Origin of the sequence: Agaribacter marinus (genome assembly GCF_030160655.1) — a bacterium.
In the GTDB taxonomy this organism is placed as follows: domain Bacteria; phylum Pseudomonadota; class Gammaproteobacteria; order Enterobacterales; family Alteromonadaceae; genus Glaciecola; species Glaciecola marina.
On sequence record NZ_BSOT01000005.1, the window covers coordinates 949546 to 975336 of the forward strand.

At 41.0% G+C, this 25791-nt stretch carries 19 protein-coding genes; 7 read left to right on the top strand and 12 right to left on the bottom strand.

The genetic code is table 11. The annotated features are described in order from the left end of the window. On the top strand, positions 1-2184 hold a 2184-nt coding region (locus QQK00_RS05745), incomplete at its 5' end, for a PKD domain-containing protein (protein ID WP_284216524.1). A gap of 65 nt (positions 2185-2249) precedes the next feature. Continuing rightward, positions 2250-2837: a hypothetical protein gene (locus QQK00_RS05750; RefSeq protein ID WP_284216525.1), complete on the top strand. Its 588-nt coding sequence runs from the start codon at positions 2250-2252 to the stop codon at positions 2835-2837. A gap of 18 nt (positions 2838-2855) precedes the next feature. On the opposite strand, the gene QQK00_RS05755 is transcribed toward QQK00_RS05750, so the two are convergent. Continuing rightward, the gene (locus QQK00_RS05755; protein WP_284216526.1) at positions 2856-4952 is read right to left on the bottom strand and encodes a tetratricopeptide repeat protein; all 2097 of its coding nucleotides are present in this window, start codon (positions 4950-4952) and stop codon (positions 2856-2858) included. A gap of 212 nt (positions 4953-5164) precedes the next feature. On the opposite strand from QQK00_RS05755, the gene QQK00_RS05760 reads away from it, so the two are divergent. Next, positions 5165-5368: a DUF2897 family protein gene (locus QQK00_RS05760; RefSeq protein WP_284216527.1), complete on the top strand. Its 204-nt coding sequence runs from the start codon at positions 5165-5167 to the stop codon at positions 5366-5368. Positions 5369-5459: 91 nt separating this feature from the next. Here the strand turns inward: QQK00_RS05760 and QQK00_RS05765 are convergent, their stop codons facing one another. The 6 genes from QQK00_RS05765 to pgm form a co-directional block, all read right to left on the bottom strand. Continuing rightward, positions 5460-5786: a heavy metal-binding domain-containing protein gene (locus QQK00_RS05765; RefSeq protein ID WP_284216528.1), complete on the bottom strand. Its 327-nt coding sequence runs from the start codon at positions 5784-5786 to the stop codon at positions 5460-5462. 10 nt (positions 5787-5796) lie between these two features. Further along, entirely contained in the window at positions 5797-6216 is a 420-nt protein-coding gene (locus tag QQK00_RS05770) for an HIT domain-containing protein (protein WP_284216529.1), read from the bottom strand. Beyond that, positions 6206-7252, bottom strand: coding sequence for a succinylglutamate desuccinylase (gene astE / locus QQK00_RS05775; RefSeq protein WP_284216530.1), 1047 nt, complete (start codon positions 7250-7252; stop codon positions 6206-6208). The genes QQK00_RS05770 and astE overlap by 11 nt, the downstream gene beginning before the upstream one ends. 61 nt (positions 7253-7313) lie before the next feature. Continuing rightward, positions 7314-8633, bottom strand: a complete 1320-nt coding sequence (locus QQK00_RS05780; RefSeq protein ID WP_284216531.1) for a putative bifunctional diguanylate cyclase/phosphodiesterase — start codon at positions 8631-8633, stop codon at positions 7314-7316. A gap of 163 nt (positions 8634-8796) precedes the next feature. After that, positions 8797-11355: a glycogen/starch/alpha-glucan phosphorylase gene (locus tag QQK00_RS05785; RefSeq protein WP_284216532.1), complete on the bottom strand. Its 2559-nt coding sequence runs from the start codon at positions 11353-11355 to the stop codon at positions 8797-8799. A 197-nt stretch (positions 11356-11552) separates the two neighbouring features. Further along, positions 11553-13193: a phosphoglucomutase (alpha-D-glucose-1,6-bisphosphate-dependent) gene (pgm, locus tag QQK00_RS05790; protein WP_284216533.1), complete on the bottom strand. Its 1641-nt coding sequence runs from the start codon at positions 13191-13193 to the stop codon at positions 11553-11555. 196 nt (positions 13194-13389) lie between these two features. Here pgm and QQK00_RS05795 point away from each other — a divergent pair, with 196 nt between their 5' ends. Genes QQK00_RS05795 through QQK00_RS05805 form a run of 3 tightly spaced genes read left to right on the top strand, consistent with a single transcriptional unit; the run spans position 13390 to position 17314 of the window. Next, positions 13390-14298 (top strand): AAA family ATPase, encoded by a 909-nt coding sequence (locus tag QQK00_RS05795; RefSeq protein ID WP_284216534.1) that lies wholly within the window; start codon positions 13390-13392, stop codon positions 14296-14298. Beyond that, a complete protein-coding gene (locus QQK00_RS05800) occupies positions 14295-15308 on the top strand; it encodes a DUF58 domain-containing protein (protein WP_284216535.1) in 1014 nt (337 codons plus the stop codon). Before QQK00_RS05795 ends, QQK00_RS05800 begins: the two co-directional genes overlap by 4 nt. Further along, positions 15305-17314 carry a transglutaminase TgpA family protein gene (locus QQK00_RS05805; protein WP_284216536.1) on the top strand — a complete coding sequence of 670 codons (2010 nt, stop codon included), beginning with the start codon at positions 15305-15307 and terminating at the stop codon, positions 17312-17314. Before QQK00_RS05800 ends, QQK00_RS05805 begins: the two co-directional genes overlap by 4 nt. 71 nt (positions 17315-17385) lie before the next feature. Here QQK00_RS05805 and fusA read toward each other — a convergent pair whose 3' ends face one another. The 4 genes from fusA to QQK00_RS05825 form a co-directional block, all read right to left on the bottom strand. After that, positions 17386-19473: an elongation factor G gene (fusA, locus tag QQK00_RS05810; RefSeq protein ID WP_284216537.1), complete on the bottom strand. Its 2088-nt coding sequence runs from the start codon at positions 19471-19473 to the stop codon at positions 17386-17388. 199 nt (positions 19474-19672) lie between these two features. Further along, a complete protein-coding gene (rlmM, locus tag QQK00_RS05815) occupies positions 19673-20758 on the bottom strand; it encodes a 23S rRNA (cytidine(2498)-2'-O)-methyltransferase RlmM (protein WP_284216538.1) in 1086 nt (361 codons plus the stop codon). Continuing rightward, a complete protein-coding gene (locus QQK00_RS05820) occupies positions 20751-21131 on the bottom strand; it encodes a DUF423 domain-containing protein (RefSeq protein WP_284216539.1) in 381 nt (126 codons plus the stop codon). Before QQK00_RS05820 ends, rlmM begins: the two co-directional genes overlap by 8 nt. Then, entirely contained in the window at positions 21118-22023 is a 906-nt protein-coding gene (locus QQK00_RS05825) for a transcriptional regulator GcvA (protein WP_284216540.1), read from the bottom strand. Before QQK00_RS05825 ends, QQK00_RS05820 begins: the two co-directional genes overlap by 14 nt. A 229-nt stretch (positions 22024-22252) precedes the next feature. Between QQK00_RS05825 and QQK00_RS05830 the strand changes: the two genes are divergently transcribed. Next, entirely contained in the window at positions 22253-22516 is a 264-nt protein-coding gene (locus QQK00_RS05830) for a hypothetical protein (RefSeq protein ID WP_284216541.1), read from the top strand. Positions 22517-22657: 141 nt separating this feature from the next. Here the strand turns inward: QQK00_RS05830 and ydiJ are convergent, their stop codons facing one another. Further along, positions 22658-25669, bottom strand: a complete 3012-nt coding sequence (ydiJ, locus tag QQK00_RS05835; RefSeq protein WP_431307721.1) for a D-2-hydroxyglutarate dehydrogenase YdiJ — start codon at positions 25667-25669, stop codon at positions 22658-22660. Positions 25670-25791 lie beyond the last annotated feature (122 nt).

A 25791-nucleotide genomic window follows, 5' to 3' on the forward strand; every position in this document is an offset into this window, starting at 1 on the left:
GGTAGAACCGTCGCTAAAGTATCCATGTTTGCCCCAGTGACGGGTACTTACACTGTTGTCGTCAATGACAATTCTGCGAGTAACAATAACGATACCGGTACTGGTGACTATCAACTACATTACGTCAAAGCTCCAAGCGCCAACGAACATGGCAGCCTCATCAACGGTGATTTTGTAACAGAAACTATTACCCTTGGCGATATCGACTCTTGGACACTTGACGCTGAAGCCGGTGAGTATGTGCTGTTGACTATTGCAGACTTAACAGAGGGCTTATTGTCGCCGCAAATTGCGATTTATCGCCCTGATGGCTCACGCATCAGCATAGATGCTGGTAGAACCGTCGCTAAAGTATCCATGTTTGCCCCTGTGACGGGTACTTACACTGTTGTCGTCAATGACAATTCTGCGAGTAACAATAACGATACCGGTACTGGTGACTATCAACTACATTACGTTAAAGCTCCAAGTGCAGATGAGCATGGCCCCCTATCTGGCTCAGGCTCTCTCGACGAATCGATAACTCTAGGAGACATAGATAGCTATGCGTTCTTTGGTCAAACAGGCAACACTGTAAGTTTTGCAGCGATAGATATTGACCAAACCAGTTTATGGCTACAGCTATTGGTCATAGATCCTCTTGGTAACTTAATTGCAAGTGATAACGATGGTAATGTCGCTTCTATTAATAGTCTTTCGCTACCACTCGAAGGGAATTATACTTTAATTGTAATAGACAACTCATCGTCTAACACGAACGACACTGGGATTGGCCCATATCGACTCGATTACAACGTACCGCCTATTTCACCTCCTCCACAAGCGCCAATTGCTGTAATTTCGGCGCCAAGTGCGGTATTTAAAAATCAACAAATTACGCTAGATGGCGGGCAGTCATTTGATCCGGATGCTGGCCCACAAGCGCTAAGTTATGAATGGACACTTGTCAGTGCGCCCAATGGTTCAGCGCTTAGTAGCAGTGATATTGACAATTCAAGTGACGTAGTTGCCACCCTTACGCCAGACATCATAGGTGAGTACGAGTTTGCCCTTACGGTGTTTGATGGCGCTGACGCAGGTCAAGCACAAACCTCTGTAATGGTTGAAAATCGCACCCCTGTCGCTGACGCTGGCGATAATACAGAGGCCGAAACGAACTCCCTTGTAACGCTTGACGGTAGCCAAAGTATGGATGCCGATGGCGATATGATCACCTACCAGTGGATGGTGAGTTCACAGCCGGACGGCGCTGACCTTACACTCGACGACTCAACCACCGTTGCACCAAGCTTCACGCCAACAATAATGGGTAGATACGAGATCTCATTAGTGGTCAATGATGGCGCTGAGGATAGTTTGCCAGACCTTGTAATTATCGACGTGACTGACGCAAATATTGCGCCAATCGCTGAGATTGAGCTTAGCGGTATTATGCAAGTGGGTGAAGTAATTACTTTAAACGCGGGGAACAGTCGTGACCCAGACAATGGGCCTATTGCATTGAGCTATGCATGGTCAAGCATTGGTGCTATCAACGCGGTTCTTAGTTCAAACAATGAAATAATCACTACATTTACGCCGACGCAAGCAGGTACGTATCGTTTGCAATTAACGGTATTTGATGGTGAAAACTCTGACAGCGTTCAAGTAGATATTTCAATAAATGACGTCCCTGCAAATCAAGCGCCTATTGCCGCCGCAGGCGAAGACCAAACTATAGAGTTGGGCAATATAGCTAACTTGAGTGGAATAGCCAGCAATGACCCAGATGATTCGCCCACACCACTCAGTTTTGAATGGCGTTTTGTTTCTGTTCCTGCCGGCAGTAGCTTGACTACCTTAGACATTGTAATGCCTGCTAACGTCTCAACTTCGTTTATGCCTGATATAGCAGGTAGCTATGTCATCGAGTTAGGAGTTACAGATGGTGATTTAAGTGATACAGATAGAACAACTGTCACGGTAACTGAAGTAATCCAGCCGCCACAACGGTGTGATGTAAATGCGGATGGCAGTGTTGATAGGCTGGATATTGCCGCGATATTTGGGCGTAGAAACACACCAGCCAACGGCATAGATGATCCGGCGGATTGGGATGGTGATGGCGTGATTACGATCCTAGACGGTAGAGGCTGTGTGCAAGTCTGTACCTTACCGAGATGCAATACCACAACACTAAATTAATAAAACTACGGCGCTCAATTATAGATATGTTGAGCGCCTCTCAAGGAAAACGAAGAGGAATCATAATGAACAAATGTAAACAATTTGTGTTAGTCAGTAGCTTTCTAGTTGCTCTATTCAGTCATGCTGCTTACGCTTTACCAATACTGTCATTTAACCAAAGCACCGATGATTTGATTGAATCGATAGACATAGGTGACAGTATCGATTTAGAGTTATGGATAAGTGGCATCGATATAGTCGATGACTTAGGCGGATTTGATATTCTGTTAAGCATCGATACCTTAGCCACCAATTTTGACGCTTTCCACTATGGCTCATTACCTGAGTTTGATATTTTGAACCCAGTGAGCATTGCCCCTACCGTGAACATAAGTGGTTTGTCGTTCAGCCCAGATTTAAGTACTCAAGCAGATAGCTTTAGCCTTGCGACACTTTCTTTTACCGGACTACAGGCAGGCATTAGCAACATAGATATTAGTACTGCCATACTGTCGGATCCCTTTGGCTTTAGCTTAGATTTTACTAGTTTTTCCGCAATGATTGAGGTCTTAGATTCAACTCAAGTGCCGCCACAAGTAAATTCACCAACGCTATGGTCAGCTACCATATTGCTAATACTCTGTTTACTTATGGTAAGAAGAGTACAATAGTTTATAGCGGTAAAGCGTCTAGTGTAGCTCTGGTGAGTGTTCGTAGGCGGGGCATATCGATGAAATTTGGGAAACAATCGCTTGTTTTTGATTGTCCTCGCCTATCTTGCCAGCTAGCCAAGCTAAATGGCTTTTAGCCTTTAGACCTAAGCGTTGTTGGTTGTCGAGAAACGCTTTCACCCGTGTTTCTAGGTGGCTCATTTGATATTCAGAAGGTGCTAAGCTTTGTAGCTTGGCTTGATAATACAAGGCATGAAGTTTGTCATCATTATTTGCCGATTCTAGCAATAGATCTCGCTCAACATGCTGCAAGGCGCTATAAAAATAATCGTAGGCCTTTTCCTTATTGCCAAGTAAGCGATAAATTTCACCAACAGATCCCCACAGTTGATGAATCGAAATCTCAGGTTGCTCTAATATGGCCGTAAGTTTATTTGCAAGCGCTTTATTAAAATCATGCATAAACAGATAAACAGTGCCTAATTGTTCGTAAGCAAGATAAGTATGCGTGTCAATATCAAGCAAGCTTTTGTAAGTAGTTGCGGCCTGTTCAAACTCGGCAAAACACAACTGTGTCGTGCCTAAATTGCTTAACATAACTCCATGTTTAACGACTTTGCTGCCTTGTAAATAATTCGCTTTAGCCGACCCTATTTCCCCTCGCCTAAAATAATAGTTTCCCAGCTCATTGTATGCGTGCCAATGCCTACTTTCTAAGTCGATGGCTTTTTCAGCGTAATACAATAACTTCTCTTCAATAGAGTTAAGCTTTTCCTCACTGTTAGTCAACACATTATCGTCCAATGACACCGAGGCGTATAACTCGACAAGTAAGGCATAAAAATCTGCACTTTCAATAAACATAAAGGCTTCGTCGTTAAGTATTTGCTCAGCAAGCAATATGGCATCAACTAACTGACCAGATTTTGAAAGAAATAAAATTTTCGCTGCCAGTGTGTCTTGGTGTTTGGGGGCTAACGCTTCAGCCTTATCACAATACTCCCCTGCGTCTTCCAAGGCTTCAATTGAGTCGTACAAAAAACGCATACGAACTTTCGTTACGCACATTAATGCATATGCATTTGCAAAATTCTCATTTAGCGCTATGACTTCACTTACTTGCTGTTCAACTGCTTGCAAACCCGCTTTTGATTGACTTAAAAACAAATCATTCAGCGCCAGTAAGTGGCGAGAAAACACTTCAGGCCTACCAACTAACTGCTCACCTAATGGCTGTCCATCCACAAAACTAAGCAAGCCTTGCATAATGCGTTGGCTAATGACATCAGTAGATGCTTTGATTTCACTATGTCGAGCAAATATGTTTGATAAAACGCGCTGATGCGTGGGTGACGAAATACTTACTTTAAGACCTGCATAAAACTCAGTATTTTCTACAGAAAGACGCATTACGGCATGTGCTTTCAATTGCGTAAATACCTCATCGTTGCTAAGAAAATAGGCACTTGGTGATTCAGGCAACATGACGTTTAACTCGCTCATTGCTTTACTCTGTTCAACCAAGGCAAGTGCCAGTTTGTTAAGCTCAGGCGGCGACTGCAATACAATTAACACCTTGCCCAATGGTGTCTCTATCTTGGTGCTTTGTAACACTTGATCATTGGTACTATTTGCATAAAACCACAGAAAAGCCAAGCCTAACAAAATGACTAGACCCCATAGATAGGCGTGTTTCACACCAGCTTGTTGTTTAAACAGTGGAGAACGCTGTCCATTTACCGCTGAGGTGTTCGTGCTTAATATTTGTTTAGCGTCTAGATTCTGCTTAAGGCCATTGTCGTCACAAACCAAATTTTCCGACTGCACGACAGTGTGATGGACTAAGTCCTCAGTGTGACCTTCGCTGTCATTGCTCAAGAAAATTTCATGCGGCGCCACCTTGAGAGCCCTAGCCACACGCAAAAAGTTTTTCTCAGAAACGGCCTTTTCATTAAAGACTTTACTCACTAAGTCTTTTGGTGGTTTTGCTAAACCTTCTTCGCTAGCAATTGCTTCGGCCAAGGCATGTTGTGTTTTAAATCCGGCGTTCTCTATAGCCAACGCCAGTTTATCTCTCGACGCTCTTAACCCACGCTTTCGCTTTCTTGATTCCATAACAGCCTATTCTAAACTCATGTAACATTCTTGCCTCTTAGCTATCGAAGCAAGAATAAAGTCCATATTACAATGGCGATTTGTTACGCTAAGATGGCATAGAATCAACTAAATGTTAATCAAAAATATACAATTCTCGCCGTCAAGGATATGCGTTCCCTATAGTTTAAGGTATGGTGGTCGAAACGATATGGTTACCTAGGAGTTAAGCGATGAGCGCTTTATGGCTTACCTTATTAGTTATTCTGGTGCTGGGCATTATTGTCGGCAATATACTGCTATTGCGAGACAGTAAAGATTTTAAGATACCTAAGGGCTTTAAGCCGCGACCAGACAGCGACTATGATGGCGGTGATGGTGATTATAATGACGGCCATAAAAAAATCGAGAAAAACGATAGTCAAGACGACAAATAAAGCATGCCGTCTTAAAATTTTTGGTTTACAGCGCCGTACTAATTAGCGCGTCGTCATGAATAACGCCGCGGTTAAATGAAAAAGTAGATTTTTACGCTGGCACAGATCTAACCGCAGTACCACTGATACTAACCATTAGCATACTTCCGTTTTGCCCAACTACTTCGTAGTCAAGATCGACACCAACAATGGCATTTGCACCCATCATTCTGGCTTCACGCTCCAATTCTTCAAACGCGACTTTTCTGGCCTTAGTCAACTCAGCTTCATAAGCACCTGATCGGCCACCGACAATATCTCGAATAGAAGCAAATAAATCTTTAAAGACATTGGCGCCCATAATCGCTTCGCCAATTACAACACCATAGTATTGCTCTATTTTTTGTCCTTCAATGCCATTTGTTGTAGTAATGATCATCCTATTTTTCCTACGTTTGTATGTTAGCTAATAATTCTTTTTTTATCGTTTGAATACGCAGCACTTTACTGTTGTTATCATAAGCTTGCATTGGGTGTTTACCCCATATTGGCGCAGGCCATGCCTTATCATTCTTGTACCTCGCAACATGATGAATATGTAATTGAGGTACCATATTACCAATCGCCGCTATATTCATTTTTACCGGTTCAAACAACCTAATCATTGCCAGTTCGATTGCCCGAGACTCAAGCATTGTCTGTGTATATTCTGTTTCACTTAAGTCGGATAGTTCTACAATGCCATTCAATCTAGGAATAAGTACAAGCCAAGGGTAATTGGCCTCATTTATTAAACGCAATTGGCATACGTCCAAATCGAGTACAAACTCGCTATCTTTTTCTAACTGCGGATGTAACTTAAAGTGCATATGGCACTACCGTTAAAAGCGCTCGTTGGCCTAACGCGACATTTGCATTTGGAAAAACAATGGCTTCATCTTCATATTCCGCACGAAATTCCTTACCCTGTTCACTCGCAAGCAATTGCCCGCGCTGAAAAGACGAAAAGTTTGCAAGGTCATCGTCAAAGTGCAGTGTAAAGTCGTCTTTCGTTTTATTTATCACTTGATTCACAGTAAAAACTTCCAAGGGGCAATCTTCAAAACAACTAGTGCTAAACTCGTACATTCCAATCAATTGCTTTAGCATCAAATTCATATCAGTAAACTTCGACATGTCATTTTTTCCAAAAGGATATACTTTGCCTAACTCAACCGTAAACGAATGAGCGCCATACTTTCGAGACGAAAAATAACTAAATGTCGTTGTTGGTGATTGAGATAATAATATAGTATTTACACCGCAGTCAGACATAAATTGTAACTGTTCTTTACAATATGTCTTGCCATGCAAATAAGGATAAACCGCAAACTTTTCATTTTTAGAGGGACGAATAGCCGTATGTAAATCATAATGTATTCTATCGCCCTCTGCGTCTGTAAAAAAGCAGGCAACTTGCTGCATGAGTTCTTCAGCTCTGACTTTTTCTATACTATATGCTTCATCAATCTGTTGATGGCTGCATGAATTTTCTGCGTTTGGATCAAACAGTCGGTTAAGGTTTTCATCAACAAAACGTTTCGCAATCTTCATTGCTGGCAAATTGCCAAAAATAAACATTACCTTGTGTTTACAATCTATTTCTTGGTTATAGATTTGTTTGATAAGCGCATTGCATATTTCAATCGGCGCAGTTTCATTGCCGTGAACTCCACAAGACAAGATTATCTGTTTGGTATGTGCACTGGGGGTGTTGTTAGGCATAAACGTCAAAACACCAGGAACGTCACTGTTATAACGTATGGATGTACCTATATTGCCGGATATTTCATGCCAATTAGTATAGTGTTCTAAAGAAAAAGAAAGAAAATCATTGAGGGGGGTGGTCATACTGGAATTAATCAAAATTTACTTATTTTATGTCATTATACGCCTTATTATCCTAGCATGTTCGCACTACGTTTTACTAAGCAACACCAGATGATTTATTTTTATAAACTATATGAGAAAAATCTCCCACTTTTATTTGCTCTAAAAAATCATGCATTGGCACCGCTTGAGAAAACAAGAATCCTTGCCCTTTAGTAATACCCATCGATTGTAAAATAGCGAGCTGCTGCAAGGTTTCTATACCTTCAGCAAACGTTTCACATCCTTTCGCGTCACATATCACTTTCGTCGCTTGAATGATCGCTGAATTCACTGGCGAATCGCTCAGCTCAAAAACGAACGCTTTATCAATTTTTATTGCATCGAGATCTAAATCCCTCACGAATGATAGATTTGAATAGCCTTTCCCAAAATCGTCCATCGACAATGAAATACCTAAGGCTTTAATTTCTGATAGCTGTCGTTTTACTAAGAGTGAATTGGTTAACATGACGTCTTCCGTCAACTCTATTTCAATATAGTTGGCTTCAATATCATAGTCTCTAATAAACTTTCTAAGAGTCGGTAACAATCGTGGATCGTATAATTGCGTTGGTGATAGATTCACTGATATCGGAATATCAAACCCTTCTTGCCTCAGCATCGCTAGACTTCTAAACGCGTTCTCTAAAGTCCAATATCCTAGCTCATTCATCATGTTATATGACTCAGCTGCTTGCAATAAAGTACCAGGAAATACAACGCCATCCAATGGATGGTTCCAGCGAAGCAAACATTCTCCACCAATTATTTGATAGGAATTCAAATCGACCTTTGGCTGAAAATACAACTCTAACTCTTCGTTATTTAGTGCCCGCGTTAAATCTGCTTTTAAGGCTAAACCTTTTCCGTGATTCTCGTTAGTTTCGTCAGTGAGTAAGGTAAAATTAACATGTCGATTAGATTTTGACTTACGTAACGCGCTCTCCGCTAATGAAATAATCGTGTTCACATCTGAATCGTTAGACTTTCGAATGGCCGCGCCAACATTAAAGTCAGCAATAAATGCCGTGTTATTCACGTTTAAAGGCGATTTAAAATGAGAAATCAGACGCGCATGTTCGTTTCTAATATCTTTGTCAGAAACCGCATCGTCAAATACCACACCAAAAATATCACCACTTAAACGCCCTACTGCACAAGCGTTGGTGAAAATGGCGCAAATGTGATTTACGATTTGAAGTAAAACTTCATCACCAGATTTATGGTCAAAAGCAGCAGATACATCCGAAAACCGCATCACGTCCATAAACATAACACTGAAACGGTTTTTCTTTGCAGCAGTTTTTTCTATCAACTCAATAAAGTGATATCTATTTGGAATTTCGTTCAAATGCTGATGTATGCTTCTAATCATAAAATCCACTAAGTAATATTGGCAGGTTGCTTTCATCCAGAAAAACAATAGGTCTCCCGCGTACTAAATTTGTTATCGTAGATTTAGTGATTTTCTTTACAAAAAAAGCCAGTTAACACCGGCTTTTTGTTCTTTAGTCTAATATGGCCTGCAGGCCTAGTCGCTACTTCACGCCGCAGCTATCCAACTTCCAAATCTTGTTCACGTAGTCCTTGATTGAACGGTCCGACGTAAACTTACCCATTTTAGCCGTATTTAAAATAGCCATTTCTGCCCATTTCGATTTATCTCTATATGCCTTGTCTAACTTAATGTTAGCGTCACAATACGCCTCAAAATCAGCTAAAACCAAGTAAGGGTCGCCACCATCTAACAAACTCTGTTTAAGTGGAGACAGCGCATGCGGGTTACCTGGCGTAAAATAATCACTGTCCAACCAATCGAGGATTGATTTTAACTCTTCGTTTTTATAATAATAGTCATAAGGCTTGTAACCCTCGGCTAAACGCTGGTTCACTTCGTCAACCGTTAAGCCAAAAATGAAGATATTGTCTTCCCCTACTTCTTCAGCGATTTCAATGTTTGCGCCGTCAAGTGTGCCAATGGTTACCGCGCCATTGAGCGCCAATTTCATATTACCGGTACCCGACGCTTCTTTACCTGCCGTTGATATTTGCTGTGACACGTCAGCGGCAGGAATCATTTTTTCTGCTAAAGACACACGATAGTTGGGTAAAAACACTACCTTTAACTTCTTGTTCACTCGACTATCATTGTTGATCTTATCAGCGACCTTATTGATTGCATAAATAATCGTTTTAGCCAACGCGTAACCGGGCGCTGCTTTTGCGCCAAAGATGAAAACGCGTGGATGCATATCATAATCCGGGTCTTGCAGTATGCGCCGATATAAGGCCAGTATGTGTAATAAATTTAAGTGCTGGCGTTTGTATTCGTGTAATCGCTTAATTTGAATATCAAAAATTGCTTTTGGATCGACCGTAATATCCGTTAATTTTTTAATTTCTTCAGCCAACGCAACTTTGTTTTGCTGTTTTATCTTCATAAACTGATTTTGAAACGTTTTATTGCTCGCGAAGGCCGAAAGGTCATCAAGCTTATCTAAATTCAATATCCAATCATCACCTATTTTCTTGTTGATCAACTGCGAGAATAAGGGGTTGCACGCTTTTAACCACCGCCTAGGCGTGATGCCGTTCGTCACGTTTGTCAATTTGCCCGGATATAGTTCATTGAACTCTGGAAACAATTGACTCTTGACTAGCTTTGAATGAATTTCTGCAACGCCGTTTACCGCAAACGAACCTATTACAGATAGGTTACCCATCCTGATCATCTTTTCATTGCTCTCTTCGATAATCGACAACTTCGCTTTTATTTCATTATCTCCAGGCCATTTGGCTTCTACTTCTGTCATGAAGCGGTGATTAATCTCGTAAATAATTTCTAAGTGCCTTGGCAGCACTTTTTCAATCATTCGTACAGGCCATTTTTCTAGCGCTTCAGGCAATAAAGTATGATTTGTATATGCAAAGGTTTTGGTACAAATGCTCCAAGCGGTATCCCAGTCTAACTCAGCTCTGTCTACTAATATCCTCATTAACTCGGGAATAGCTATGGCTGGGTGAGTATCATTTAGTTGTATGACTACTTGCTCAGAGAAACGGCTCCAGTCGTCACCATGCGCGCGCTTATAGCGACGGATAATGTCTTTTAATGAACAGGCACTAAAAAAGTACTGCTGAATTAATCGCAGTTCCTTTCCTGCGTCAGTTTCATCGTTCGGATAAAGCACCTTCGAAATTGTTTCAGATTCAACGTTTTCACGTTGTGCATCTACATAACCGCCGGCGTTAAATACATCCCAATTGAAATACTCGGATGATTGACTTTGCCATAAGCGCAATACGTTAACTGTCTTACCACCGTAACCAACAATAGGAATGTCCCATGGAACACCTGTCACTATAGAGCCCGGGTGCCATTCTTTTTGGATGGCGCCATTTTTACCATATTTTGTTTCAACGTATCCATACAGGGAGATTTGCTGTATGGATTCAGGTCGGCATATTTCCCAAGGGTTACCAAAATCACGCCAGCTGTCAGGGCGTTCAATTTGCGCACCATTTCTAATTTCTTGTCTAAATAAGCCATGCTCATAATGGATCCCATAGCCGATTGCAGGAAACTCCATCGTCGCTAGCGAATCGATGAAACATGCAGCCAAACGACCTAAGCCACCATTGCCAAGCGCCATATCAGGTTCTTCTTCAAGCATATCAGTTAGGTCAACACCTAACTCTTTCAAAGCACTTTGCGCAGTTTCGAACAATTCAAAGTTGTGCATGTTATTGGATAACAAACGCCCCATTAAAAACTCAGCAGAAAAATAGTGTACGGCGCGTGTATCATTTAGGTAATGCGTTTTCTGCGTGGTCCTTAAACGTTCAAAAACAAGCTCTTGCATTGCCGCACTGGTCGCTTTCCACCAAGCATGATTATTCGCTTTGTTTTCATCAGTCCCCAATGTGCAATGCAGGTTTTTTACTACTGCTTGCTTAAATGCGTCTTTATCCAATTGAATGGCAACAGCATCAGACGCTGTTACGGTCGCACTTTTCGCTTTAGCCACTTTGACTGGTTTAGTTACTTTGATTGGTTTAGTGCCGGATTTGCTTGTCGCTTTTTTTTGAGCAGGCATAAATGCTTTCCCGTAGAGTTAAATCAACGAGGAAAGTGTATTACATGTTTTTTGCTAACACTATAGAAAATGAAGGCTAACATACGTATGCATGTTAGCAAAATGTTAATTTTAAATATCAAATATTTATTTTGTTTTATTTTTACTCAATATATAACAATTAAGATCTTTGATTTAACACCTTATAAACAATTAAGTTATTTTAATGTATCAGTAACTAATGATTGAGCTTCTTCAATGAGTATCTTTAAGTGATTTTCATCCTTAAAACTCTCAGCATAAATTTTGTATACGTCTTCAGTACCTGAAGGTCGAGCCGCAAACCAACCGCTTTGAGTAGACACTTTTAATCCACCGATATTGGCATTATTGCCTGGCGCTTTACTTTGAATATTGGTAATCGACTCGCCGGCAATGGTTTTGGCAGTAATAACGGATGCATCGACTGATGACAAGCGCTTCTTTTCCGCCAATGTTGTAGCAACATCGATACGCTTGTATGCTGGTTCACCGAAGGTTTGAGTAAGTGTCTTGTAATGTTCACCGGGATCTTTTTCAGTCACGGCCGTTATTTCTGCAGCCAACAGGCACAAAATAAATCCATCTTTGTCTGTGGCCCATGTATTGCCATCACGTTGTAAAAAAATACCGCCAGCCGATTCTTCTCCAGCAAAACCAATCGTTTGATTAGACAAACCGTCGACAAACCATTTAAACCCGACAGGCATCTCTACTAGCTTTCGGTTTAACTTGTTGGCGACACGATCGATCATCGAACTAGATACAAGTGTTTTACCAACGCCAAGTGCGTCAGACCATTCGTTTCGATATTGATACAAATAATTAATGGCAACGGCCAAATAATGATTCGGATTCATCAAACCAGAAGACGAGGTTACAATGCCATGCCGATCGAAATCAGGGTCATTACCAAAAGCGACGTCGTAGTTATTCTTTAACTTTATTAAACCAGACATTGCAAATGGCGAACTACAATCCATTCGGATTTTGCCATCGTGATCACATGGCATAAAAGCAAAACGTTGATCGAGACTAGGGTTCACTACATCAATTGAAATATTGTACTTATCCGCGATTTTGTCCCAATACGCGAGGCCGGAACCGCCTAATGGATCTGTGCCTAATTTAATCTTTGCCGCAGAAATTGCTTGCATGTCAATGACACTGTCCAGCGCATTAATATAATCATCAGAAAAATCTATCTCGTTCACTCGACCTGAAGCAAAACATTGGGAAATAGTCATGCGTTTAACGTCAATGAGTTTATTGGCTATGATTTCGTTAGCACGTTGTTGAATTTCATTTGTGGCTTCACTGCCCGCGGGACCGCCATGTACTTGATTGTATTTAAATCCACCATCTGTAGGCGGGTTATGCGACGGTGTAATAACAACACCGTCCGCAAGCCCGTTTTTACGGCCTCTATTATAGCTCACCACGCGCTGAGAAATAACAGGCGTTGGTGTAAAACCGTTGTCCTTTTGAATGAACACTGTCACGTCATTTGCACATAATACCTCTATGGCAGTCACTAAGGCCGGTTCAGATAATGCATGGGTATCTTTACCAATAAACATTGGCCCGTTGACATTATGTCTAACACGATATTCAGCCAATGCTTGGCTGATTGCGGCTATGTGAGTGTCGTTAAAAGAGCAATTACTGGATGTCCCTCTATGTCCAGATGTACCGAAACTGACGGCTTGCGTTGCCTCATTAGGATCGGGTAATAAACGGTAATAATCAGTTACCAATTTGGCAACATTGATTAATTGAGCTTGAGCAGCCAGTTTACCCGCGGATGAATGTTGCGACATAGATTTTCCCTGAAAGTAAAGAGTGCTTAAATAGGCGTTTAAGAATGACTTACCGAACGGCAAATCCCTCCAAAGCCGATTATAATAATTTGTCTGAATATTATCATATACCTTGGTATTCAGAAGGATAATTACATGCTATTTTTATTCTTATATTATTTATTCGTTGATTTATCAAAAAAATAAGACAAATACCATGCGTTCTGATATCCGCCAATGTATAGACAAAATAGGTAATATTGTAAGAGGGAAACAAACCCAGATTGAGTTGAGCCTAGTATGTATATTGGCCAACGGCCACTTACTGTTAGAAGATTTACCAGGTATGGGCAAAACAACGCTCTCTCAAGCACTAGCAACAACGCTAGGCCTTGACTATGCCCGCATACAATTTACATCAGATTTATTGCCAGCCGACATGCTTGGCGTAAACATATTTAACCAAAGCAACAATGAGTTTACTTTTCATGGCGGCCCTATTTTTAACCAAATTGTATTAGCAGATGAAATAAATCGTGCCAGCCCAAAAACACAAAGTGCCTTGCTTGAAGCTATGGCTGAGCGTCAAGTAACCATCGACGGAGAGACATACAAACTCCCTGATCCATTTTTTGTCATCGCCTCGCAAAACCCGCTTCACCAATCAGGTACTCATCCATTGCCTGAATCTCAGCTTGACCGTTTTCAAATGCAAATATCATTAGGTTACCCAGACTTTGAGTCTGAAAAGCAAATGCTGCTTAGGCAAGACTCTCCGTTAGTATTGGATACAATGCTACCAATAGAAACACTCACAGCGATGCAACAGAGCGTTTCAAAGGTCATCATGAGTGATTCCGTGATTAATTATTTACTTAAGTTAGTCAGGTTAACAAGAGAAAGTAGTGATTTTCCAAATGCTTTGTCGCCACGGGCAACGAAAGCAATATTTAGATGTGCCCAAGCATATGCGTTTATTAATAGACGTGACTTCGTTACGCCCGAAGATATCCAGTTTATTCTCCCATCGGTAACAGAACATAGACTGCGTGGTCAGCTATACAACCAAACCGGTTCTAGCTATAGCGAACACCTATTGCAACAGGTTGACCCGCTTGCCGCATGATTACTTCAATCAAAAAGCGGTATTGGGCGATACACTATGAGTGGGTTGTAAAAAAAGCAGCGGCACAGCAGGCACAAGGGTTTGGTCTACACAACACGTTCATTTTACCCACTAGTTTTGGCTGGTCCACTATTGCAGTGGCAATATGTTTATTTGTGCTGGGTACAAACTACCAAAACAATATAGTACTTAGTCTGAGTTATCTTTTATTGGCCTTAAATTTACTCTCGTTATTTCATAATTATTTCTTTTTTACGCAGCATAAAGTGGACGTTACGCGTCCAATTCCGGATTATGCAAACCGAAAACCACACCTAAAATTGAGTATAAGTTCTAGTGGCACATACTCCGGAGGAGAACTTAACTTCATCATCGAAGGACTTATTTATAATTACCCTGTCAGTATTAAAAAAGGGCATCATAAAGACAATTTTGATATTCGTTTACCCAAGCATCCTCGGGGTATTCACTATTTGGGAAAGATTACTGTAAATGGCATTTACGGTTTTGGGCTGTTCAAATGCTGGAGTTACATAGTGCCTGATGACCCACTTGTTGTATATCCTGCAGTAGAAAAACAAGCGGCAATATTGCATAAGATGAATGATGACGTATCAGGTAAAGAAGCATCAGATTCTCAAATATCTATTTCTGATAACCTACAAGGGATTAGACAACATCAAAAAACCGATCCCTTACACCACGTATCATGGAAACATGTCGCTAAAGGACAGGGTTTGTTAAGTAAGGATTTTAATGAAAGTACAGGTATTAGTGGTTGGTTGCTATTGCGAGATTTTCTGGATTTACCTATCGAAAAGGCCTTAATGATCCTTTGCTTTCAGGTGCAGGAACTAAGCCGAGATAAAGTGAGCTTTGGTTTAGACTTGGGTTCACACAAAATACTACCCAACTCTGGCGAAAAACATTTAAAGGAATGTCTACTCAGCTTAGCCAGTTATTCGGCAGAAAGTAACAATAACGCAAAAGCAGCCACTATAGCATCATGAGCCAACAAATAAGCCCATCTAAATTACCTGCCCTCATCGCTGTCGCGACTTTCTGTTATACCGTAATGCCATTAGCGTCACCTATCATGGTCTGGGTTTGGGTCTTATTTATATGTGCTGTAGGTATTGCGGGCGCGCGTGCATTTTATGATATACCGCCTTTAAAGAACATGACCTTAAACCTATTTGCAGTGTTCTGCTTGGGTTTGTTGGTTGTGTTTTCAGACGACTACGGTTTATTGTCAACAATGGTCAATTTATTGGTGGTTGCCTGTTGCCTTAAATTTTTAATGTTGCATAAAAAGTCAGATCTGCACGTTATTCTCGTCGTACAAATATTCTTAATTGCATGCGGCTTTATATACCACCAAGCCGTAGGCTTCGCTATTTACTATTCCATCGCTATTTGTAGCTTGTTGTACGTGGCTTTTTTGCTAAATGCCGGTAATTTACGGTCTAAACCTAGCTTTCGTCAGACCACAAAGTTATTGATACAAACCGTGCCTATTGCCGTTGCCCTATTTTTGGTTGTCCCGCGATTACCGCCTTTTTGGCAAACGCCAACCGAAAGTAACACCAAAACAGGATTAAGCGAGAGTGTCACACCGGGCGATATTGCCAACCTTGCGCAATCAGCAGATTTGGTTTTCAGGGCTGAGTTTAATGGCGAGATACCAGCACCGGCAGAACGATATTGGCGTTCAATAGTACTAGACTATTTCGATGGCGCGACTTGGACTATCGGCAGTGAAGCAATAGCAAACGACAATCAGCCCTACTTGCGTTATGAAGGTAACGTATTCCGTTATTTAATAATGGCAGAGCCAACGCAAACTAAATGGTTATTTTCTTTAGATATTCCTAGAGTAACAGATGTAATGAGTTCTCAAAATATCTACATGAATCAGAACTATCAACTACATGCTAACGGTGCAGCAACGCAGCCAAGCCTATATGTCTTAGAATCCTATCCAGGCATGAAGCTGGATCACTATCAAGATACGCTGAATTTTGAGAAGTATTTGCAGGTACCAAACAATACAAATCCGCAAACAAATGCGTGGATAGATTCTCTCAACTTAGCAAACAAAAACACCTTGGAAATTATTCAGTTACTAACATCAAAGTTTACCCAAGAAGCATTTTCATACACATTGAAACCGCCGCTTATGCAGAACGAGTCAGTCGATCAGTTTCTCTTTGATTATCAACGCGGTTTTTGCTCTCACTACGCCTCGGCATTGACCTATATGCTTCGTATTGCAAACGTGCCAGCTCGCATAGTCACGGGTTATCAAGGCGGTCAAGTGCAAGGCGACGCGATTATTACAGTAAGGCAATATGATGCGCACGCATGGGTAGAAGCTTGGGATGATACAGTGGGTTGGATACGTATTGATCCTACCTCTTTAGTCGCACCTAATCGATTATTGTCTGGTTTGTTTTCATCACTTGATGATGAAGATAGTGACCTCATCGAAGGCAATGAGTTATTTAGGAACATGGCAAGTTTTTGGGGCCTAAAACAGCTAAATGATTTAATTACTATTGCCAACCATAACTGGTCACAAATGGTATTAGACTTCGACCAAGACAGTCAACGCAGTATACTTGAATCTCTCTTTGGCGATGCAAACGCTAAAAATTTAATTACGTTTTTGATCGCAAGCTTTATTGCCATTGGCGCATTCATTACTTTTCTATTTGTGCCATGGCGGCGATGGTTTAGCGCGGGAGAAGTGTCTGCTGACGTCTTACTTGTTGAGGCCCTTGAAAACAAGGGGTATGACAAACACGTAAGTGAAACACTCAAGCAATTTTGCCAACGTATTTCACCTGAGCTTAATCGCGAGCAAAACAACTTAGTAAACAAGTTTATTGATGCGTTTTATACTTACCAATACTCGACGGAATCAATAAAATACTCACAAGTAGAAGCGTGCTTAATGGATAGCTTAAATTGTTTAACTAAACGAAAAAACAAAGCTAGTAACGCTAACTCGTAAGGTTTACATATATAGAAAGCATAAAAAAACCCAGCAAATGCTGGGTTTTTAAAACTCATTAGAAAATCAGCTTATTTAGCAGCTTTTCTTGCTTTAGTCTCTTCAATGACTTTTTCGGCTACGTTTTGTGGACATGGGTTGTAGTGTGAGAACTCCATAGAGAACTGACCACGACCAGATGTCATCGTACGTAAATGACCGATATAGCCAAACATTTCTGAAAGTGGTACATCAGCTTTAATGCGCACACCAGTAACACCAGCTTCTTGGTCTTTGATCATACCACGACGACGGTTAAGGTCACCAATAACATCACCTACGTGATCTTCTGGCGTAAACACGTCGACTTTCATGATTGGTTCAATCAACTGAGGGCCAGCTTTAGGAATTGACTGACGGAAAGCACCTTTCGCCGCAATTTCAAACGCTACTGCCGACGAGTCAACTGCGTGGAATCCACCGTCAAACAACTCTACTTCAACATCTAGTACTGGGAAGCCAGCGAGTACACCTTCGCCCATCATGCCCTTAAAGCCCTTCTCAATCGCAGGGAAGAATTCTTTAGGTACGTTACCACCAACAACTGTTGAGTTAAATACAAACCCGCTGTTTGGTTCACCTGGACGAATTTTATAATCAATTTTACCAAACTGACCAGAACCACCAGATTGCTTTTTATGCGTGTAAGAATCTTCAACAGGCAACGTGATAGTTTCACGATATGCAACCTGTGGTTGACCGACTTCTAGTTCAACGCCATAAGTACGCTTCAAGATATCTACTTTAATATCTAAGTGAAGCTCACCCATTCCCTTAAGAATAGTCTCGCCAGAATCTTCGTCTGTTTCAACTTGGAAAGAAGGATCTTCAGCAACCATTTTACCAATAGCAATACCCATCTTTTCTGTAGAGCCTTTATCTTTAGGTGCTACTGCGATTGAGATTACTGGCTCTGGGAAGATCATTGGCTCAAGTGTACAAGCATTCTTAGGATCACAAAGTGTGTGACCAGTTTGTACATTTTTCATACCTACGATAGCAATAATGTCACCCGCTTGTGCAGAGCTTAATTCCGTACGATCATCAGCGTGCATTTCTACCATACGGCCGATACGTTCAGTTTTACCCGTCGCTGCGTTAAGGATCGTATCGCCTTTATTTAATACACCAGAGTATATACGAATAAAGGTCAGTGCCCCAAAACGGTCATCCATGATTTTAAATGCTAACGCACGGAATGGCTCTTCAGTAGATACAGTCGCTACTTCACCTGTAGGCTCACCTGTATCCTCATCAGTTAACGGCTGAGGGTCAACTTCAGTTGGGCTTGGTAAATAATCAACAACAGCGTCAAGTACGTTTTGAACACCTTTGTTTTTAAATGCAGAACCACAGTACGTTGGGAAGAAGTCAAGCTTACGTGTACCTTCTCGAATACAACGTTTGATATCGTCAATAGAAGGTTCTTCACCTTCCATGTACGCCATTAACAAATCGTCGTCTTGTTCTAATGCAGTTTCAACTAACTGCTCACGGAACTCCGCCGCTTTTTCTACTAAATCAGCAGGAATATCTAATACTTCGAAATTTTCTGGTAAGCCAGTGTCATCCCATACGTAAGCTTTTTGCTCAAGTAGATCAACAACACCAACGAAATCATCTTCGATGCCAATAGGCAATGTCATAACAAGCGGGTTTGCACCAAGTACATCTTTCACTTGTTTAACAACACGGTAGAAATCAGCACCCATACGGTCAAGTTTGTTCACGAAAATAATACGTGCAACTTCTGATTCGTTTGCATAACGCCAGTTTGTTTCTGACTGTGGCTCAACACCACCAGAACCACAAAATACACCAACGCCACCGTCAAGTACTTTAAGAGAACGGTAAACTTCAACAGTGAAGTCAACGTGTCCAGGAGTATCGATGATGTTCATACGATGGTCTTTCCAGAAACAAGTCGTCGCAGCAGACTGAATAGTAATACCGCGCTCAGCTTCTTGTTCCATGAAGTCAGTCGTAGATTCACCGTCGTGAACCTCACCCGTTTTATGAATTTTACCGGTGAGTTTAAGAATGCGTTCTGTAGTGGTTGTCTTTCCCGCGTCTACGTGGGCGAAGATACCGATGTTTCTATAATGCGATAGGTCTGCCATAGTTCCACTTTAATATATTTGATTCGAAAAAATTTGCTGGCGGATTATATAGATTATTTAGCTACAATTACAGCTCTTTTCGAGAATAATTATGGTTATCATCTTTTTAGTACTGCGCCAGACTCTCAGTTCCTCACATAATAACGAAAAAACGCATTTTGAAAGGCACAATAAATCGAAGTTTAAGCATCTAAAAAAATCAAGTTAATTCAAATAAGGCAGCATTTTTGATTATCGTGACGGTAACTTCATCCCTGTTGTGGTATAGGTGCTTAGCTTTGAGTATAACGCCACTGTCTTGATGCAGTTCGTTGTTGATCTTACTTATTAGCATATCGACCGTTTGATAGCGCTTTTTCATGGGTAGTTTCAGATTAAAGATTGTCGCACTAGCCCAGTTATTCTTCAGCCATTGAAGCATTAATTCAGCCACTTTATCCGGTTTTTCAATCATGTCGCAGACTAACCAATCCACATGTCCGTCTTGTGGTCGATAAGCAAATCCATCAAGCGCATAGTGCTTCACCATGCCTGTCGAGATTAAAGATTCAGCAATCGCGCCATTATCAACCGCTTCTACCTTTAATCCGCGTGATACAAGTTGATAAGTCCATCCGCCTGGGCAGGCGCCTAAATCAACCGCCGTCATGCCTTTATTAAATAACTGTGCTTGTTGGTCATTAGTATAAAAAAGTGAAATAGCCTCTTCTAACTTAAGTGTAGAACGTGAGGGAGCATCATGCGGGAACTTCAAACGCCGAATGCCTAAAAAATCCGAGTTACGGTCTTCCGCATTCGAATAAGCAAGAACGCAATGGCCGCTTTGTTCAAAAAATAAATGTAAATACGGTTTTTTGCTATTTTCTTTTTTTGTTAGACGCGCATGTTTACGCAATGCTGAACGCAATGGCACGGTAAATTTTTTACAAAATTTGGCAATAGTTCTGCCTTCTTCAGTATCCGCATATTCAAGATATACGTCGCCAAACATAGGTAAATCGAGTGCGTCTAACGCCGTTAAAATACTTAATATTCGGTCTTGAGTATCGTCAAAAGACAAGTCTTTAAGTATATGTAATTTTTGTCTAGCAAATATTAAGTTGTCGATATGCGGTAAATCAATATGTGGCAAGGCGCTTTTTGATTGTAAAGAATAACGTAAAAAACCTTTATTCTTTATCAGCTTAGCAAAGCCATAGCCGCCTTTTTTTGCAAGCTTATCGTCAATTTCTGCCGCCACATCTGCTTCATAACCCGCTCGACAATATAACAAATAATCAGTCACCTATATCAACCCTTAATAATCTGTAAATCAGTATCATCCATGCCACTATAAAAAAGATGCCACCTATTGGCGTAAAATAAGCGAATGTTTTGAGGCCACTGAAAGCTAGTAAATATAAACTACCGCTAAACAATACAATGCCGACCGAAAAACATAGCTTTGAAATAGATAGCTTTAATTTGAGTTGAGTGCTGACGATAGCCACCAGCACAATCCCCAAGGCATGATACATCTGATAGCGCGCGCCAGTTTCAATGATACCGAGTGCATATTCAGATAATGTTGCTTTTAAGGCATGCGCCGCAAACGCACCAATAGCCACACTGCTTAACGCGAAAAACGCGCCGACACTTATCCATTTACGATTCGTCATTCGTTTCATCCCCTACTTGACTTAGCATCCACTCGCTGAAAACTTGTATTTTACTCTTTTCGGCATGAGCCTCTTGGCAAACCAAATAATAACTTTGCTTACTTTCAATTTTTTCTTTAAACGGACACACCAATCGTCCACTATCTATATCGGGTTTCGCCAACACGGTATCAGATAGGGCTACACCTTGCCCTATAGCTGCTGCCTGCATAACCAACATTGTATGACTAAAGATAGGCCCTTGATTAACATTTACGCCTTTGACGCCAAACTGGCGCAACCAATTTTTCCACGCACTTCGAGTATTATCGTGCAACAGCACGTGATGAGTTAAGTCTTCTAAGGTAGATAGGGGTTTTCCTGATTGTAACAAAAAAAATGGCGAGCACATGGGTGTTAAATACTCAGCAAGCAGTTTTGTCGCATGAAGGCCCGACCAAGTGCCTTTGCCATAGTAAACACCAATATCAACTGAGTCATCCATAAACCCGTCATCTAAATCCACCGCTTTTATACGCACGTCTATATCAGGGTGTAAGGTAGAGAACTCATGTATTTTAGGCACCAACCACTGACTGGCAAAACTTGGAGGTGTCGCCACCGTTATTGCGCCTTTTGCTCCCATTGCAAGTAAGCGTTCAGTTGACTCTTGTATCTGTACAAAAATATCTCGTAGTTCCTGAAAATAGGACTGCCCTTCCTCAGTTAACAGCAGTGAGCGATTCTTTCGGTGAAATAGCTTTGTCGATAAAAAACTTTCTAATGATTTAATTTGATGACTCACAGCCGCTTGCGTCACAAATAACTCATCTGCAGCCTTTGTAAAACTCAGATGCCTAGCAGCTGATTCAAAGGCCTTAAGGGCGTTTAGAGGGGGAAGTCGTTTTGGCATTCAGGCACCAGTTGTTATTGTATTTAAACATGTATTAACGAATTCGCAATATATTATTTTTTCTAATCCGAATTAGCAAATAATATTGTTTAATATTTATTCTTTTTAGCCGTAACATCAGCGTGAATTTTAAAATAACCATATAAAATTCAATACGTTAAAAACAATCAATTTATTTGTTATTAAAACTAACAATTAAACAATAAATTACTACAATTGAGGAATATAAATGAAAAAATTTATTGCTGCGTCAATATTTTCTGCTGTCGCATTTACGAGTACCGCTAACACTGCTGAAAAAGCGATTGTCGAAACTGACTTATTAGCTAAAAGCATTAAAGTCGAGTTACAAAAAGAAATAACGGCGATCAAGACTGTGGAATTGAAAAAAACCACGACACCTAAAGCGTTATATATTGCTAAACAGAACGTTGATAAACAAAAGTTCAAAACTCAATCAATCGGTATGATAATAGTTGCCGAAGATGAGTAAGCATTGCGTCGGTGAGTATTAAGTATTAAATTGCATATGCAATCAGAGATACTCACCGAACACCTCTGGTTTGATACAGACACAACGATAACCATTCAAAGTAAGCATTTGCCATTAATTTAAATAATACAAAATACCAAACTAATCACATAAATCTGCCAATACTTCAATTGGATGTTTGGGTCTAAACCCTTCCAATCGTTTAACCTGACTTCTACAAGAATATCCCGTGACTAGTACTTGTGCCTGTGCAGATTGTGCGAGTTGTTGCTGCCAACTCAAATTATAAATACCTTTAGAATTTTCGAGATGTTCGCTTTCATGGCCATAAGTACCCGCCATTCCGCAGCAACCAACCGAAATTTGCTCTAGCGCTAAACCACAACTTGCAAAAATCTTTGCCCATTGTTGTTCGCTCTTAGGTAAAGACGTTTTTTCTGTGCAATGCGCAAGTAATTTGTAGCTAATATTACTGCGCAAACTCAGACTAAGGTCTTGCGTACAAAGCCACTCAGTCAAGGTGTCGACCTTAAAGTTGCCCCGTTCAGTGCCAAGTATTTTACTGTATTCATCTCGGTAACAGAGCACTAAAGACGCATCAACACCAATCATCGCAATGTCTAAGGCAGCAACCTTATTCAAAAACTGACTAGTTGTTTTAGCCGTTTGTTCAAATGCGTGCAAAAAACCTTTAACGTGCTGAGGTTTGCCATTGGGTGAAAATGGCAACAACACGGGTTTTTTACCTATTTTACGCAAGAATATCAGCGTTTTTTCAACTAATTCAGCGTCATAAAAGCTAGTAAAAGGGTCCTGTACAACAAGTACATGTTTTTGTTTATCCGTATCAGATAAACGATTTAAGGCGTCAAAGTTATAATCGCAGTCCAGCGAAGAAATACGCGCATAAATATTTGGAGACGACAGCAGCGGCGCGTCAACATAACCAACCCATTTATCCAGCGCCCACTTAACAGGCGTGGCTTTTAAAAACACGTTAAATAAAGCCGGCGCCCTTGCCATTATCGGTGCAAGGCGTTCCACGTTAGCAACAAAAAAATCTTTTAATGGACGTTTATATTTTGCGTAATAAATGGCGAGGAATTTTGCCCTAAAATCTGGTACATCGACGTTAACAGGGCATTGATTGGTACAAGATTTACATGCTAAACACCCATTCATGGCGTCAAATACTTCGTGCGAAAAATCGTCATCATTTCGCGCCTCACCAAAAAATGAGGGTTTAAAGGACTTATAGTCTAAATCGCCTTTGTCATACCCTGCCTTTTTCAGCTGATACAACCATTCCCTAATTAGCCCTGCTCTGCCCTTTGGACTATGCCTTCTGTCGCTGGTGACTTTACTCGACGGACACATCGGCGAACTAGTGTCATAGTTAAAACATAGACCATTGCCGTTACAGCTCATTGCAGGTGCGAATGTGTCTTTAAATGCTATCGGAATTTCTCGGTCATAGGTCGCCCGTTTTACGTCAGACACCTTAACTAATTGAGCGTCAGTCCCATAAGGCGTGCATATCTTTCCCGGGTTCATTTGATTTAACGGGTCAAATGCGGCTTTAATTTTACAAATTTCGTCGTAAAGTGCTGGTCCAAAGAATGCCGGCGCATATTCACTTCTGTAACCCTTTCCATGCTCTCCCCACATCAGGCCACCGTACTTAGCTACCAAGGCAACCACTTGGTCAGAAATAGTATTTACTAGTTTCTCTTGCTCAGGATCACACAAGTCTAATGCAGGCCTTACATGCAACACACCTGCATCAACGTGCCCGAACATTCCATATTGAAGTCCGTAAGCGTCCAACAACGCTCTAAATTCCATAATGAAATCAGCAAGATTTTCGGGAGGGACTGCCGTATCTTCTGCAAATGCCAGTGGCTTTTTACTTCCCTCCGTTTTGCCAAGTAAGCCTACGGCTTTTTTACGCATCGCATAAATCTTTTTGATTTCCGCTTTGTCGTAAGTAATTTGATAGCCAATAACGCCGTTTGTTTCAGATTGAATTTCACTGTCTAATCGTGTGCACAGTTCGTCTATTCTGGCACGAATATCAGCTTCGTCTTCGCTGTTATACTCCACCATGTTGAGTCCATCCATGGTTTTATCAGGAACGTTCTGAATGAGATCTGATACGCTGTGCCATATAATATCTGAACGTGCCAACCCCAGCACTTTACTATCCACTGTTTCTACCGATGTTGCATTTGCTGCAATCATAGAAGGTGCATGGCGTAAGGCAGATTCAAATTTGTCATACTTAACGTTAACCAGTGCAGTATGGCTTGGAATTGGTGTAATATTTAGTTTAGCTTCAGCAATAAAACCAAGCGAACCTTCTGCACCCGCAACTAGTCGGCCCAAATCAATAGTGTTGCTGTGCGAATCGAATGCATGCTCTAAGTCGTAACCGGTTAAAAAGCGGTTTAAACGCGGGAATTTATCGATGATTGCTTGACGTTGTTCAACACACGTCGCGATAACCTGCTTATATATTTTACCCAACGAAGACGGAGAATCAGCCATTGACTTGGCGGTATCTAATGGCACAGGCTCTGAACGCAATACCTCACCGCCTGCTAGTACCGCCGTTAACGACAACAAGTGATCACTTGTTTTGCCATAAACTAGTGAGCCTTGCCCTGATGCATCAGTGCTTATCATTCCGCCGATGGTGGCACGATTACTGGTAGATAAATCTGGCGAAAAGAAAAATCCATACGGCCGTAAATAGTCATTTAGCGCGTCTTTCACAACACCCGATTGGACTTTTACCCAGCCCTCTTGTGTATTTATCTCAAGGATTTTTTTCATATACCGAGACGTGTCAACCACAATACCCGGTGTAAGTGATTGTCCATTGGTACCTGTGCCGCCCCCCCGCGCACTAAATGACACCATAGGGTTTTCTGTAGCTAGTTCAGCAATCACCACCAAATCTTCTAATTTTTTAGGGTGCAATACCGCTTGAGGGACTTTTTGATAAATTGAGTTGTCTGTTGCGACAGCCATTCGACTCGAATAAGTAATTTCAATATCACCTTTGTATTTACTATTTTTTAATGTATCTAAATAAACACTTACGTCTTTCGAAATGGTATTTTCAGGTGACAATTTAGGTAATGCAGTCAACGAACTCTCCGATACTAATAACTCAGATATGTTTATTTTTTGGAAATAAACGGATGTGCTGTAATGGTCTTAATTTATTGAATAACATGCAAGCAAATATACAGTGGTTTTTGTTATAAGGT

Coding starts and splice junctions, on each gene's coding strand:
- QQK00_RS05750 (WP_284216525.1), top strand. CDS start 2,250: ATGAACAAATGTAAACAATTTGTGTTAGTCAGTAGCTTTCTAGTTGCT.
- QQK00_RS05755 (WP_284216526.1), bottom strand. CDS start 4,952: ATGGAATCAAGAAAGCGAAAGCGTGGGTTAAGAGCGTCGAGAGATAAA.
- QQK00_RS05760 (WP_284216527.1), top strand. CDS start 5,165: ATGAGCGCTTTATGGCTTACCTTATTAGTTATTCTGGTGCTGGGCATT.
- QQK00_RS05765 (WP_284216528.1), bottom strand. CDS start 5,786: ATGATCATTACTACAACAAATGGCATTGAAGGACAAAAAATAGAGCAA.
- QQK00_RS05770 (WP_284216529.1), bottom strand. CDS start 6,216: ATGCACTTTAAGTTACATCCGCAGTTAGAAAAAGATAGCGAGTTTGTA.
- QQK00_RS05780 (WP_284216531.1), bottom strand. CDS start 8,633: ATGATTAGAAGCATACATCAGCATTTGAACGAAATTCCAAATAGATAT.
- QQK00_RS05785 (WP_284216532.1), bottom strand. CDS start 11,355: ATGCCTGCTCAAAAAAAAGCGACAAGCAAATCCGGCACTAAACCAATC.
- pgm (WP_284216533.1), bottom strand. CDS start 13,193: ATGTCGCAACATTCATCCGCGGGTAAACTGGCTGCTCAAGCTCAATTA.
- QQK00_RS05795 (WP_284216534.1), top strand. CDS start 13,390: ATGCGTTCTGATATCCGCCAATGTATAGACAAAATAGGTAATATTGTA.
- QQK00_RS05800 (WP_284216535.1), top strand. CDS start 14,295: ATGATTACTTCAATCAAAAAGCGGTATTGGGCGATACACTATGAGTGG.
- QQK00_RS05805 (WP_284216536.1), top strand. CDS start 15,305: ATGAGCCAACAAATAAGCCCATCTAAATTACCTGCCCTCATCGCTGTC.
- fusA (WP_284216537.1), bottom strand. CDS start 19,473: ATGGCAGACCTATCGCATTATAGAAACATCGGTATCTTCGCCCACGTA.
- QQK00_RS05820 (WP_284216539.1), bottom strand. CDS start 21,131: ATGACGAATCGTAAATGGATAAGTGTCGGCGCGTTTTTCGCGTTAAGC.
- QQK00_RS05825 (WP_284216540.1), bottom strand. CDS start 22,023: ATGCCAAAACGACTTCCCCCTCTAAACGCCCTTAAGGCCTTTGAATCA.
- QQK00_RS05830 (WP_284216541.1), top strand. CDS start 22,253: ATGAAAAAATTTATTGCTGCGTCAATATTTTCTGCTGTCGCATTTACG.